12 protein-coding genes are annotated in these 13,952 nt (G+C 37.8%); 9 read left to right on the forward strand and 3 right to left on the reverse strand.

Features of this window, described 5'->3' with window-relative positions; genetic code table 11:
• The 9 genes from JHU38_RS05480 to JHU38_RS05520 all read left to right on the forward strand — a co-directional run.
• A partial coding sequence (locus JHU38_RS05480; RefSeq protein ID WP_207859320.1) for a hypothetical protein occupies positions 1-183 on the forward strand: 183 nt, incomplete at its 5' end.
• Between the two features lie 355 nt (positions 184-538).
• On the forward strand, positions 539-1,762 hold the full coding sequence (locus JHU38_RS05485; protein WP_107581692.1) for a site-specific integrase: 1,224 nt from the start codon (positions 539-541) through the stop codon (positions 1,760-1,762).
• Between the two features lie 117 nt (positions 1,763-1,879).
• On the forward strand, positions 1,880-2,089 hold the full coding sequence (locus JHU38_RS05490) for a helix-turn-helix transcriptional regulator (protein WP_107581691.1): 210 nt from the start codon (positions 1,880-1,882) through the stop codon (positions 2,087-2,089).
• 33 nt (positions 2,090-2,122) lie between these two features.
• Positions 2,123-3,487, forward strand: coding sequence for a toll/interleukin-1 receptor domain-containing protein (locus JHU38_RS05495; RefSeq protein WP_107581690.1), 1,365 nt, complete (start codon positions 2,123-2,125; stop codon positions 3,485-3,487).
• A complete protein-coding gene (locus JHU38_RS05500; protein WP_023924954.1) occupies positions 3,484-4,992 on the forward strand; it encodes an argonaute/piwi family protein in 1,509 nt (502 codons plus the stop codon). The genes JHU38_RS05495 and JHU38_RS05500 overlap by 4 nt, the downstream gene beginning before the upstream one ends.
• 9 nt (positions 4,993-5,001) lie before the next feature.
• Positions 5,002-6,606 (forward strand): site-specific DNA-methyltransferase, encoded by a 1,605-nt coding sequence (locus JHU38_RS05505; protein ID WP_107581689.1) that lies wholly within the window; start codon positions 5,002-5,004, stop codon positions 6,604-6,606.
• A 3-nt stretch (positions 6,607-6,609) separates the two neighbouring features.
• Positions 6,610-9,258, forward strand: a complete 2,649-nt coding sequence (locus tag JHU38_RS05510) for a DEAD/DEAH box helicase (protein ID WP_107581688.1) — start codon at positions 6,610-6,612, stop codon at positions 9,256-9,258.
• Positions 9,259-9,279: 21 nt separating this feature from the next.
• Entirely contained in the window at positions 9,280-10,221 is a 942-nt protein-coding gene (locus JHU38_RS05515) for an AbiTii domain-containing protein (protein ID WP_107581687.1), read from the forward strand.
• Between the two features lie 199 nt (positions 10,222-10,420).
• The gene (locus JHU38_RS05520; RefSeq protein ID WP_107581686.1) at positions 10,421-11,944 is read left to right on the forward strand and encodes an RNA-binding domain-containing protein; all 1,524 of its coding nucleotides are present in this window, start codon (positions 10,421-10,423) and stop codon (positions 11,942-11,944) included.
• 58 nt (positions 11,945-12,002) lie between these two features.
• Here the strand turns inward: JHU38_RS05520 and JHU38_RS05525 are convergent, their stop codons facing one another.
• The 3 genes from JHU38_RS05525 to JHU38_RS05535 are packed head-to-tail and all read right to left on the reverse strand — an operon-like array spanning position 12,003 to position 13,923.
• Positions 12,003-12,650 carry a hypothetical protein gene (locus tag JHU38_RS05525; protein ID WP_107581685.1) on the reverse strand — a complete coding sequence of 216 codons (648 nt, stop codon included), beginning with the start codon at positions 12,648-12,650 and terminating at the stop codon, positions 12,003-12,005.
• Positions 12,651-12,652: 2 nt separating this feature from the next.
• Positions 12,653-13,573, reverse strand: coding sequence for a relaxase/mobilization nuclease domain-containing protein (locus JHU38_RS05530; protein ID WP_107581684.1), 921 nt, complete (start codon positions 13,571-13,573; stop codon positions 12,653-12,655).
• Positions 13,570-13,923, reverse strand: a complete 354-nt coding sequence (locus JHU38_RS05535) for a plasmid mobilization protein (protein ID WP_107581683.1) — start codon at positions 13,921-13,923, stop codon at positions 13,570-13,572. The genes JHU38_RS05530 and JHU38_RS05535 overlap by 4 nt, the downstream gene beginning before the upstream one ends.
• Positions 13,924-13,952 lie beyond the last annotated feature (29 nt).

Raw genomic sequence — 13,952 nt, forward strand, 5'->3', positions numbered from 1 at the left:
AATTCAAATCAAAAAATCAAAGAACGCTTTGAAACCCTTATATACAAAGGGATTCCCATGTGTTTATTAAATATTATCGCATCACTAGTATTTATGAAAATGAAGGTCTGTAACCAATTTATCAACAAGTTCAGAATTTCTAATCATATCCGCTTGCATCAATTTATTATTATTCCTTTTTAGAATGCCCTAAGTTGTTGCTCTGTGGGAACAAAACGGGAGCATCCTTAAAAGACAAAAAGGATAAGTCATCTATTACTAAACACTTATCCTTTTACCTTGTACCCAGACCCGGTACAAAGTGGGTATAACAAGAGAAATAAAGAGAATGTATATAATTGATTATCAACACTTTGTGATTTTCTTATATTTGTCGATTTTGCCCTTTTTCGCCTATTTTTCGTTAGGTAGTACACTTTTAGTACACTTTGATATTCCAAACTTTTTAGTATCTTTGCAAAATAAGAAAACATCTGAAAATAAACGAGTTAATGATTTTACTCGGTTTGATACGCGTTTAGGTACATAACTATCAACTATGGCAAAATTAGAAAATAAAACGAAAGAAAACCCGAAATTAGAGCAAAATACGCTTTCTGATGGTCGGATAAGTCTTTATCTTGAGTATTATCTTGGTAGAGAAGAAACGCCTGTATTGGATAAAAATGGTAATCCTGTTTTGTATGAAACAGGAAAGATGGCAGGCAAACCCAAAGTACACATCAAGCATAACAGAAGAAAAGAGAACTTGCAGTTATACTTGATAGCTAAGCCTCGTACTCCAGCGGAACGACAACAGAACAAGGAAACACTTGCACTGGCTGCCAAAATTCGAGCGGAGCGTGAACAACAGTTTAAGGAGACTATGCTCGGCTATCGTTTGAAGAAGGATAGAGATATCAATTTCTTGGACTACTACCAAGCGTACATAGACAGCTATACCAAGAAAGACCTGCGAATGATAAAAATAGCCTTAAATCGTTTTAAGGATTTTCTGAAAGAGCAATACCCACTCTATGAGTTTAGCATTAAGCCTGACTTGGTAAATAGGGATATGATGGAACACTTTGTTGAATACCTACAATCGAGAAGTGTAGGCGAAGGGGCAAAGAGTATCTATCAGCGTTTCAAGAAAGTGGTGCGTTATGCTATTGATCACGAAGTGATGTTGAAAGACCCTTGCAAGGATGTGGTGTGCAAGGTGGATGACCAGATTTTGCGTAAAGATGTGCTGTCTATGGATGAAATCCAATCTTTGATTCAATGTCATTACGACAACGAGAACCCCAATGTCAGACGAGCCTTTATTCTATGCCTATATTGCGGTTTGCGCTTCTGTGATGTAAAAGACCTTACCTATAAGAACGTAGATTATACCAATCGCTTACTGAAATTTGAACAGAATAAAACCAAAGGACATTCTGCACATAGTGGCGTTATTATTCCTCTCAATGACGGCTTACTCTCTTTAATTGGTGAAGTTCCTGAGGATTTAAATTCTTCTATCTTCAATCTGCCATCGTATGAAAGTTGCAGCAAATCAGTAAAACGGTGGGTAAAGCGTGCAGGTATAAACAAACACATCAGTTGGCATTGTGCTCGCCACAGCTTTGCCGTGAATATCCTTAATAATGGCGCCAATATCAAGACGGTAGCTAGTCTATTGGGACATAGCGGATTGAAACACACCGAGAAATATACTCGTGCTGTGGATAAGTTGAAGTCGGAAGCGATAAATAGCTTACCAGAATTGAAGCTGTAATAAGAAAAATGAATTAAAAAACATTTTTTTGATTAGAAACAACCATCTTTTTTACTCAAAAGAGATACATTCTGGAAAATAATGAGTAATTTTATGGCGTAATCAAATTACATAAGTATGGAACGTAAGAAAGTAAACCGCCTAAAGGTGGTTCTTGCCGAAAAAGGAATGACAAATAAACAATTGGCAGAAATTTTGGACAAAGACCCTGCGGTTATATCAAAATGGGTAACTAATGTTGCCCAGCCCAATGTTGAAATGTTCATCCAGTTGGCAAAGATATTGGGAGTGAGAGTTGATGATTTGTTGTGGACAGAGGATATTTAATCCTCATATATAAACGAGTATCGTGATATTAAGATGAAAGATCAAATATTCATAAGTCATGCGACACCAGAAGATAATGACTTTACCATATGGCTCGCTTCTCGTTTAGAAATGCGGGGCTATCAAGTATGGATTGACAAAAATGGACTTCTTGGAGGAGAACGTTTTTGGCAAACCATACAAACAGCAATTTACTCCTCTCGAAAAGTTTTGCTAGTTTATTCTAAAAATATCTTACGTGATGGTATATTCAAAAAAGGTATCGAAGATGAATTAGAATATGCCAAAAGTCTTGTAGGGATAAAGAATGACACAGAGTTTGTTATTCCGTTGCATATTGATGATTCTGCATATAATCTTGTAATTGGATTACCTAATATCAATCATATCCCATTTGTTGGGAACTGGGCAAAAGGATTGGCACAGCTATTTAAGAAGTTAGATAAAGATGGAGTAACATATAGTACATATATAGAATCTTCACTATCAAATTGGTACGAAACTTCATATTCGACCGATTCATCAATTGTCTTGAAGAAAGAATTATACTATACTTCTTGGTGGAGTGTAAAATCAATTCCCCAGAAATTTTACATGTATCAATTCCTCAATAAAGAACAAGCTACCTATATTCGGCAAGCGAACATAAATATTCCTATAGCTCAATTGGCAAATACATTATCTTCTTTTGATGATAGATTGTCATATCTAATAGATAAAGAGGGACAAAGTTTTGATGTTCATCCACAGTCGGTATATTCTTTTTCTCTTGAACAAATTTTATATGGCTTCAATTCTGATAGTTTCCCTACACACAAGGATGTGGTAAATCATTTTAAAGATTTCTTAAGATATCTAATCTCGGAAGTTCTTAGGAATAAAGGTTATCGCAAAACGGAGTTATCTAATAAAAAATATGTTTTTTATCGACCTATACATAAGAAAAAGCCAATCCCCATTCATTTCAAATATAAATACTCCTCAAAAAACAAAAGAAAATCATTAGGTGGCAGGTATAAAGATAAAGGATTTTGGCATTACGGAATATCCATACAACCAATCGTTTATCCTTTTATTGGGGCTTCTATTAAGCCGCATTTGATATTTACTCAAGATGGGGTGAATATTATAGATAATGATTCAACTCAACACTCTTACCGAAGAAATAAGGGGAAAACCTTTTTCAATGAACAATGGAGGGATATGCTGATAGCGCTTTTATTTTCTTTACAAGATAATAATGAAGAGATTAAGCTTTCAGTAAGCCAGTCTAATGATATGCTTGAAATGAAAAATTGGACAGAAACCTTTTGGAGTGAATATGGCTATTATGACCCATGTAGCACTATGAGTGAAGATGACATTGTAAACTTGACAGATGAAGATAAAACAGAATGATAGAGCCAATTATTAAATACATAGAAGAACCATTTCTAACATTTGGCTGTAACCAAAAGGCAATAGATCCGAGAGATGGCCTGATGCTGTTTGGCCCTTTTGACAAGACGAAGTTAAAAGGTTCCATAACACTGGGTATTATTGGTCCCACAGCGGCACGATTATCTATGATAGATTATCTTAGAAAACTGCATGAACAAATACTGCCAATTAAAGATTCTAAAAAGTATCCTATTTTTCCTGGAATTGAATCTACAATGGGGATAGCTGTGAATTTTGGAAACATACCGCAAATAAATGTAAAAGAAGAAAATATTAAATCGGCTTTAAGACATACAAATACGCATATTCGCATTCATGAACTTGTGAATTTATATGTAGATCCTTTGATGGCTTACATGAAAGAGGAAGAAATTCCCGTAAACCTTTGGTTAGTAGTTATTCCAGAAGTTATTTTTACTTATGGCCGACCACAATCAAAAATAAAGAAGGCTGATGATAATATACACATTAAGTTTTCAAAAGAGATTTTAAATCCAAATAATCAAAATCTCTTTCCCGAGTTTCAGAAAGAAGATGATAAAATAAGGGAAGCTTATGAATATGAAATAAATTTTCACAACCAGTTAAAAGCAAGACTGTTAGGGAGTAATATAGCGACACAAATTATTAGAGATTCAAAAATATCAAACATTGGATTGTCTGAAAAACAAATAGAGAAAGAAGAACAAGTTAGAACAGCAAAAGCTTGGAATTTAGCATCTGCCATATATTATAAACTCGGAGGACTACCATGGAAAATGGGAGAGGTTCGAGAAGGAGTTTGTTATTTAGGATTAGTTTATAAAAAGACTGATGAAAAAAACAGGAATGCCTGTTGTGCGGCACAAATGTTCCTCGATTCTGGAGATGGTATGGTATTTAAAGGTAATGTCGGACCTTGGTGGAATCCACAGACAAAAGAGTTTCATCTGTCAAAAGAGGATGCATATAATATAATAAGCCAATCATTAGAGTCATATTTTAAAAAATTTGGGGTCTATCCATCTGAAGTATTTATTCATGCAAGAACATACTTTGATGATCCAGAGTGGGCAGGCTTTGAAGAAGCCTCATGTAACAAATCAAAAATAATTGGTGTAAGAATCAGAAGTAACAACACCTTCAAATTGTATAGGCAATTTTCATATTGTGTGCCGCGAGGACTAATGCTCCAATATGATGAATATAAAGCTCTTTTGTGGACCAAAGGTTATATTCCAAGATTTAAGACTCAAATTGGATTGGAAACTCCGAATCCTGTTGAAATTCAAATCACTCGTGGAACTGCAAATATTGATATTGTTTGCAAAGATATTATGAGTTTGACAAAACTCAATTATAATGCATGTATTTATGGAGATGGATTACCGGTAACATTAAAATTTGCAGACTCAATAGGAGAAATATTGACAGCAGGAAAAGATTTAGACACAGGTGTATTACCTTTTAAGTTTTATATATAAAATTGAGATATGCCTACATTACATTGGATAGGAAAAGATAAGGTCATTAATCATCATGCGGAAGTACCGTTCCGTGTGTTGGAGCATCAATATGGGTATCGGGGAGAAAATCCTGCTGATACATCTGAAACACATAGTGGAAATAAAATTATTCATGGAGATAATCTCGAAGCGTTAAAGGCATTATTACCAGAATATGAAGGACGAGTGGATTGCGTCTATATAGATCCTCCCTATAATACAGGCGAAGAGGGTTGGGTGTATAACGATAATGTGAACGACCCACATATACGCAAATGGCTCGGAGAAGTGGTAGGTGTCGAGGGAGAAGATCTTAGCAGACATGATAAATGGCTTTGTATGATGTATCCAAGGCTGAGGCTACTTCAGCTGCTATTATCCAATACAGGAATTATTTTTATAAGTATTGATGATAATGAATATGCGAATCTAAAGTGTATTTGTGATGAAATTTTCGGCAGCACAAATTTTGTAGCCACTTTTATTTGGGAAAAAAGAAAAAACAGAGAGAATAGAAAGGTTGTTTCATGTCGTCACGATTATATCCTTTGCTATTGTAAAGATATAATGAAGACAGATAGAAGCCTGCATCTCTTACCCATGTCGAAAGAAGCGTTGAGTAGATATCAAAACCCTGATAATGATCCACGTGGCTTATGGAAGTCAGACCCGGCAACAGCACAAGCAGGACATGCCACTGAGAGCCAATTTTACACATTGATTGCTCCAAACGGGAAAAAACATACTTTACCCAATGGACGCTGTTGGTTATATACAGAAGAGGTAATGCGGCAAGCTATTGCCGATAGGCGAATTTGGTTTGGAGAAAGTGGTAATAATGTTCCGAGAAAGAAGACATATCTAAATGACAAAGATAGGGGATTAACCCCAGAAACCATTCTCTTTGCTGATGATGTAGCTACAAATGAAATTGCCAAGAACAATTTAAAAAATATCTTCTCTGAACAAATTCCTTTTACGACACCTAAACCATTCCAATTGATAGAACACCTTATTCAAATTGCAACTGATGATGATAGTATTATCCTCGATTCTTTTGCAGGCTCAGGAACGACAGCTCATTCTGTGTTAGATATTAATTTTAATACGAAAGGCAACAGAAAGTTTATCTTAATAGAGATGGAGGCTTATGCAGAAAGTATTACTGCAGAACGAATACGCCGGGTAATCAAAGGCTACGGAGAAGGGAAGAAAACAGTTGAAGGTTTGGGCGGCTCTTTTGATTACTACGAGTTAGGTTCTCCTTTGTTCACTGAAGATGGCAACTTAAATGAACAGGTAGGTATAGAAAAGATGCGTGAATACATTTATTACACTGAGACCCACGATTACCTGGCAAGTCAGCAAACAGTGAATCACCCCTATCTGTTAGACTACAAGGACGGTATGGGCTATTTCTTTTATTACGAGCCCAATGAGATTACAACTTTGTCGTATGACACATTAAACATAGTACCCAAGACTGCAGACCATTATGTCATTTATGCTGATATCTGCACGATAAGTAAAGAGCAGCTGGCACAATTGAATATTACATTCAAGAAGATTCCTCGCGACATCAATAGATTTTAAAGTATGCAACTGAAAGAATATCAACACCAAGTGCTCCGAGACCTGGAGCAATATATTGAGGCTTTGAATGGTAGCAAAAACCTCTCTGCCGCCTATTCTCAATATTGGAGAAACAGAGGGGTTTCGGTGAACGGATTCAGTAACAGTTATCTGCATCCCTATGTCAATACCGTGAATGGTGCGCCGCGTGTAACGCTGAAAGTTCCCACGGCAGGCGGTAAGACATTCATTGCCTGCAATGCTATTAAAAGGATTATGAATAACCTGCAAACAGGTGCTCCTAACCGGGTTGTGGCATGGTTTGTTCCCAGCGATAGCATTCTCAAGCAAACTTTAGAGAAATTACAGGCTGCCACTCACCCCTATCGTCAAACGATAGATGCACTATTTTTCCACCGTGTGACAGTAGTGGACAAGGAGGCTGCGCTGATGGGACAAGGCATTAGTCCTGTGCAGATGCACAATAATCTGACCATCTTCGTGTTAAGCGCCCAGTCGTTTGTGGAAACCATCCGTGTGAAGAAAGACAAAAGTGTAGAGCAATTGAAGCCTCGTGCTTTTCGAGAGAATGGAAACTTCCTTGAACATACGCAATATTATGTTCACCCAGACCAGTTGATTGACAATGCAGACCCTACGGCACTCATACAGGTGATAGCCCAGCAGAATCCGTTGGTGATAGTAGATGAAAGTCATAACTTCAAGGCCGATCTAAGAGTAGAACTGCTCAACAATCTATCTCCCCGATTCATATTGGAATTGACAGCAACTCCACGCGACAATAGCAATATCATCAGTTTTGTCGATGCCATGCAACTGAAGCGTGAAAACATGGTGAAACTTCCCGTCATCGTGGAAAACCGCAACTCGCCTAAAGATGTGCTTGTTAGTGCCATCCGAATGCGTAATAGTCTGGAACAACATGCCCTTGAGATGGAAAAGCATGGTGGTAGATACATCCGTCCAATTGTATTATTTCAAGCTCAACCAAAGATTGATAACGACAACATTACTTTTGATAAGATAAAAAACAACCTTATTAGTTTTGGTATTCCAGAGGACCAAATCAAAATCAAGACGGCTAATAAAGACGAATTAAAGGGCATTGACTTGATGAGTCGTTCTTGTGAGGTGAGATACATTATAACCGTAAATGCGCTGAAAGAAGGTTGGGATTGTCCCTTTGCCTACATTTTGGCAACATTGGCGAATAAAACTAGTCGTGTAGATGTAGAACAAATTTTGGGACGCATACTCCGTCAGCCATATACCACCCAGCATCAGAATCCTTTGCTCAATCTTTCCTATGTTTTCACAAGCAGTAATGACTTCCGTGATACAGTCGAGAGAATCATTCTTTCGTTACAAAAGGCGGGATTCAGTAAAAAAGACTTCCGTGAAGTAAATATGGGTAGTGTTGCTGAAGAAAAGAAAATTATTCCCAATTTGTTTGATAAGTCACAAAATCAGGAGAAAGAGAATGAGGCAGAGGATGCTATCGAATTATCAATAGAAGAGGTAACTACAATCAAAGAAACAATACAGAACGATGCTCCAAGTAAATATATCCAAGACCTACAAAAGCAGGCGGAGCAGATGGGCAATGAGTATAATCAGAAAATAAATGAACAGTCACAAAGCGGAAACATCGATCCTCTTGCGGCTATTATACCAACAGAAATGTATTATCCTATCAATGAAAATTATAAAGAGGTAGTAGCAGAAATAAATCTCCCTGTCTTCTACACAAAGACTGTTGCATCAATATTCTCCGATGACGAATGGATTCCTTTGGAAAAATCGATGTTGACGAAAGGTTTTGATTTGCCATCAAAGGATGCTACTGTGGATTTCACCATTGTCCGTCCACAGGGTGTTACTATCGACGTTGTGGAATCAGGCGATGATTATGTGCCAGTGCGTCGCAACAATCAGCAAGCCATAGACTTTATCCGACAGCAATATACGGATAAGTCCGCAACCACTCAGAAAGATATGTTAAGCAAGCAGATTGCAAGTATGATTAAGTTTGACAATGTTGTGGAGCCAGATATTAAGAAATACATAGATAGGGTGATTTCTGGGCTCGATGCCGATGCTATTGCTAGTTTGGTGGACAACCTCTACTTGACACGAGATACCATAAAAGAGAAAATAGAGTTCCTCTTAAGGGATTATCAGAAACAGGTTTTCCAGCAATGGCTAAATGTGGGAAAGATTCAACTTAAAGGGCATTATACCTTTATTGATGCCATTGCAATGCCAAAAGAAGAAATGGTCGGCATCGATAAAGGGTTGTATGTTGCAGAAGAAACTGTCAATGACTTTGAATACGATGTCATCTCGGCCATCGCAGACAACCCCAATGTCTTGTTCTGGCATCGTAACCGAGAAAAGAAGGATTTCTGCATTAATGGGTATATCAATCATTACCCAGACTTTATCGTTCGAATGAAGTCTGGAAACACTATTCTTGTAGAGACAAAAGGCGATCATTTAGTCAATGATGATTCGAAGAACAAGATTTGGCTTGGTAATAAATGGGCCGACCTTGCTGGAAGCGACTATAAATATTTTATGGTATTCCAGACAAAAGAGATAGAAGGTGCAATTACTGTTAAGCAGTTGTTGCAATATCTGAATGAACTATAATCTTTTATTTGTTTACACGTTATGGAGATAAAGAATCTTATAGAAAGTCTTATATTGGACCTTGCCGATAATGGTAATATAGTTTCCATAAGTAGGAAAGCACAAGTTGTTGCAAACCTTTTGGGAAATGCCAAATTTTCAAGTTGGGTTAGCAAAGAATTTGTAAATGGCTACACAGTTGATGACGAAATGCCAGAATATAGAAAAATAGAAGCAATAGATGTTTGTGGAACTTATATCGTTCCACATGGTTTTGGAGGAGCCATAAAGTATAGTAATGTTTCTATACCTATACAGAATTTAGGCTCAGAATTATATAAAGAGATAGTATGCACGCGTGTCTATGAAACATTATCTATAATTCAACAATCTATACCTGAAAAAGATAATATTTACGGTAGCTTAACACCGAATCAACTGTACTATATTCAAAGTGGTATATTACAAGGGTGTCAAATATTCTCTATTTGCAAAGTATTTTCAAAACAAGATTACATGAAAATAGTAGATTTCTTAACAAGTCATCTGTTAGAAATGCTTCTGAAGATTAATAAAGATATATTTAATAACAATATTGATTTTGGTAAAATGTCAAAACACCAGCAAAACGAAATTATTAATAATATTTACAATGCGACGATAGTTCATACTGGTAATGGAGAAATTAATATAGACAATAGTAATGTTGTAAGTAAAGATAATCACGTTACTATTGAGAAAGAAACTCTTGACGAGATTAAGTCAATAGTGCAGCGTATTGAGCAACTTGAGGTAACCGTTAACGATGACGAAAAGGATATGGCTCAGTATATTCTTGAAATCCAGCAAGAAATAAATTCAAAAATGCCTCAACCAGCAGTGATAAAAAGGGCACTTCGTGCACTAAAAAGTTTCAAAGTTATAATAGGACAAAAAACAATAGAATACGGGATAGACAAGATTCTCACAATGCTAACAGTATAAAGATTATGGATCAGGAGTTTTACTTCATCACATTTCCCTTTATAAATTATTGCAATATTATGTATAATCACCTCACAACACTTGTATTTGGAAAGTATTTAATTAGTAGTATTCAATTATGTGCATTTCTCTTTAAAGGGAAAAAGTAAGGAAGATATAGGAAGTTAAGAATGTAATTTATATATTCAAAATATGTAATATGACCATACAAAAAATAATAACTCGCAAGGAAGACCAAACGTTTGATTGCAAGAGCGTTCAAATAGATCCAAAGGCATTGGCTATTACCATCGTGGCATTTGCAAATGCTGATGGTGGAACGATTGCTATTGGTGTGTCTGATAAGAAGAGGAAGATAGAAGGCATGGATCAACATACAGAGAAGCTGAATGAATTACTACGTGTTCCTTTAGATTTCTGTAATCCTTCTGTGCCTATTACCAGCGACCTGCTACCCTGTACTGACAAGGATGGGAACGACAACCATATCTTGTTAATGTATATCCCTGCAAGTTCGGAGCTTCACGCCAATCAGGCAGACGAAGTCTATATGCGTGTTGGAGATAAGAGCCGTAAACTGTCTTTTGAAGAACGCATACAGTTGATGTATGACAAGGGTGAGCGTTACTATGAAGATACAGCAGTGTATGGTGCTACGGTAGATGACATTGATATGGCTGCTGTCGAAAGATATACAGAATTGATTGGTTATACCAAATCGGCAAAGCAATATCTACATGAGAATAATGGCTTCATAACTACCAATGCAAAGGGAGAGGAGCAAGTTAGTGTGGCTTGTATTCTGTTGTTTGGTAAATATCCTCAAAAGTTCTTTCCTCGTGGGCGTACTCGTTTCATCCGTTATAAAGGTACAGAGGAGCGAGTGGGTGCAGAGATGAATGTAATTAAGGACGTAACTTTTGAAGGAACGATACTTGATCAGGTGAAAGCCACGATAGCTTATCTTGAAACCCAGGTGGAGGAACATACATTCCTTGGGCAGCATGGGCAGTTTGTAACCAATAGGGATTACCCAAAGTTTGTGATTCAAGAAATGGTTGTCAATGCGTGTTGCCACCGGGCCTACAATATCAAGGGTACGGAAATCCAAATTAAGATGCTCGACGATCGCCTTGTCTTCGAGTCGCCGGGTAGATTGCCCGGGACGGTTAAGCCCTCTAACATTCGTCATACACACTTCTCGCGCAATCCTAAAATAGCCCAATTCCTTAAAGCATACGACTTTGTAAAGGAGTTTGGCGAAGGTGTGGATCGCATGTGTAGGGAGTTGGAAGCTAATGGTACATCACATTTATCTTTCCATCTTGATGATTTTATTTTGAAAATCACAGTGCCGAAGGTTGTGTCGGAGCAAGAGAAGTCTGTGAAAGAGAATGCGAGCAAGGTGACTGATAATCACCTAAAGGTATCTGAAAAGGTGACCGATGAACAGTCAAAGGTATCTGATAAGGTGGCTGATAACCGAACGGTAATAGTGGAGAAAGTTGTAGCCAAAGCATTAGAAAATGGTGATAAATTAACATCAAATCGTATTACCATCTTGCAATTAATGGCTGAAAATCCTTATATTACCAAGATAGAACTTGCTGCTGCCGTAGGAATCAGTGCCACCTCTATCATGCGTAACATCGAATATATGCGTAATAAATACCTCCGTCGTGTTGGACCAGATAATGGTGGCTTTTGGGAAATCATAGACTAATATGCAGCGCACAAGCCCAACCAAGCGAGAATTTTGGTTGGGCTTGCTTCATATAGGGTTATTTCAATTTCATTTGCATCAAACTATCGGCCTTTTGCTTCAGTTCCATGTCGTAACTATCAGTTGCCTTCTTAATTTTTCTGATTGTGTTTTCATTGCGATTAATATCAAACACATCGTTGAGCCATAGAATATCCTTGGAGCTACAGCCCCGCCACACTCTGATGATACGGAACTTCAAGGCATCGTCTTTGTTTTGCTGTTTGCTTTGCCATAGGAAATAGTTGCCGACCAAAGAAACAAAACAGAGGATAGACACAGCCACCACAGTAGTAAAGACTTTCGATGACTTGATATCAAAGCTGTGCCTATGGATGTGTTCCTGTGGTTGTGGATGCACTTTATTCTCCTGCCATTCGTGCAGCATGGTCAAGACACTTGCCACCAATTTGTCCATAGATTTAGCCTCCTCGTCCTTGATGCGCACTTGCACACCAATATACTTGTTAATCACTTCTTTTGTTCGCTGTTCATACTTATTGAGCAATTCCTGTTCCATCTGTTCGTCACGTTGTACAGGTGTAGATGGAACAGGAAGAAAAACAGAACCGTTCTCCTTTTCTTTCAGTTCCTTTAGTTCTCTGTAAATTGTCTCCAGTTTGTTTTTGATTTCCTCAAAGAGGACAAATGTATTATTATCTGCCATAGTTATAAATGTATTTTACGTTTTTTCTTTTTCCTCTTTTTATCGAGTGTGTTGTAAATCTCCGCAGGGACAGTACCATGAGTTTGAAACAAATCCAATCCTCCTTCTATGAGGTTGTTGGTAATTTCGCTCGTAACACTTGCAATATTGGATATGAGGTTTATCATTCCTTGTGTCTGCTGCTCGTGTTCCCTGTTGTTCTGTTGCAGAGCAAAGTCTATCTTGGAATAACTGAAACCCCTATCCACTTTAGAGCCATTGAAATGATAGCCGTTCTTTTCAAAAATAATCCCCTGCACTTCCTGTGAGTTGCCTTTGTACTTGAAACGGACACCAATATCCTGCTTTTTCAAATGAGCAAGTAAGGCTTTCCAATCCCTGCACCGAGCTATTTCGGTTTTCAACGCCTGATAGATTTCATACTTGGTCTTGTCAGGTTCTTTCAGGCGGTACTCCTTGACTTTCTCCTTGCCAGCAGCGAAATATAAACCATATTTGGCGGTCAGTTCCTTACAAATCTTCTCACTTCTGAATCGGTCGTTACGATCAGAAATGGTCTTACCATTATTGTCTATCCGATTGAAGGCGATATGGACATGCGGATGTTCCTTGTCGAAATGACGACCGATGATATACTGTGTATCTTTTATACCCATCTTCTCCATGTACTCACGAGCCACTTTCGCCATCCACTCATTGCTGAGTTTTGGGGAATCCTGTGCCGAGAAACTCAGGGAGATATGCCCCACAACCTTGCTTACTCGTGGATTCAGTTCTGTCTGGTCGATGAAACTTTGGACAATATGGTTGATGCTCTCCGTTCTCACTCCGGAACTATCTATGAGTTCCGTTTCTTTCTTCGGGTCAAGGATGTAATTAATAACACCCTTGAAGCCAGACCCTTTCATTATCTTGGCTATCATCTTCGTATCAGGTTTAAGATTTCATCAATCTTTCCAATGATGATTTTGTGAAAAGGAGCAACGGTATGAAAGCCTTCCGCATTGGCACGATGTGCCAACTGGTTGAGATTGTTTGCCATGCCACACAGTTTACGGATGAAGTCTGCCTGCTCTACGGTCAGCCGTTCTATGACATTTCCTTTCTCAAAAACTTTTCTTACAAACTCACTCATGGATATTCCTGCGTTCTTGGCTTTGCCTTTGAGCGTATAATAATCCTCTGTAGTAAGTTTCACCGTGATACGGTATTTCTTCTTTTCGGCTGCGCCTTTAGTTGGGCGACCACCTTTGTTGTGTTCTGATTTAGTCATATTGGTTTCTTTAATTTGTTTTGATGGAG

This window comes from Prevotella illustrans (assembly GCF_017426725.1).
Classification (GTDB): Bacteria; Bacteroidota; Bacteroidia; order Bacteroidales; family Bacteroidaceae; genus Prevotella; species Prevotella illustrans.

Bases quoted from the DNA above. Each gene is read 5' to 3' on its own strand.
- JHU38_RS05525 (WP_107581685.1), bottom strand. From the start codon at position 12,650: ATGGCAGATAATAATACATTTGTCCTCTTTGAGGAAATCAAAAACAAA.
- JHU38_RS05520 (WP_107581686.1), top strand. From the start codon at position 10,421: ATGACCATACAAAAAATAATAACTCGCAAGGAAGACCAAACGTTTGAT.
- JHU38_RS05495 (WP_107581690.1), top strand. From the start codon at position 2,123: ATGAAAGATCAAATATTCATAAGTCATGCGACACCAGAAGATAATGAC.
- JHU38_RS05515 (WP_107581687.1), top strand. From the start codon at position 9,280: ATGGAGATAAAGAATCTTATAGAAAGTCTTATATTGGACCTTGCCGAT.
- JHU38_RS05510 (WP_107581688.1), top strand. From the start codon at position 6,610: ATGCAACTGAAAGAATATCAACACCAAGTGCTCCGAGACCTGGAGCAA.
- JHU38_RS05500 (WP_023924954.1), top strand. From the start codon at position 3,484: ATGATAGAGCCAATTATTAAATACATAGAAGAACCATTTCTAACATTT.
- JHU38_RS05530 (WP_107581684.1), bottom strand. From the start codon at position 13,573: ATGATAGCCAAGATAATGAAAGGGTCTGGCTTCAAGGGTGTTATTAAT.
- JHU38_RS05485 (WP_107581692.1), top strand. From the start codon at position 539: ATGGCAAAATTAGAAAATAAAACGAAAGAAAACCCGAAATTAGAGCAA.
- JHU38_RS05535 (WP_107581683.1), bottom strand. From the start codon at position 13,923: ATGACTAAATCAGAACACAACAAAGGTGGTCGCCCAACTAAAGGCGCA.
- JHU38_RS05505 (WP_107581689.1), top strand. From the start codon at position 5,002: ATGCCTACATTACATTGGATAGGAAAAGATAAGGTCATTAATCATCAT.
- JHU38_RS05490 (WP_107581691.1), top strand. From the start codon at position 1,880: ATGGAACGTAAGAAAGTAAACCGCCTAAAGGTGGTTCTTGCCGAAAAA.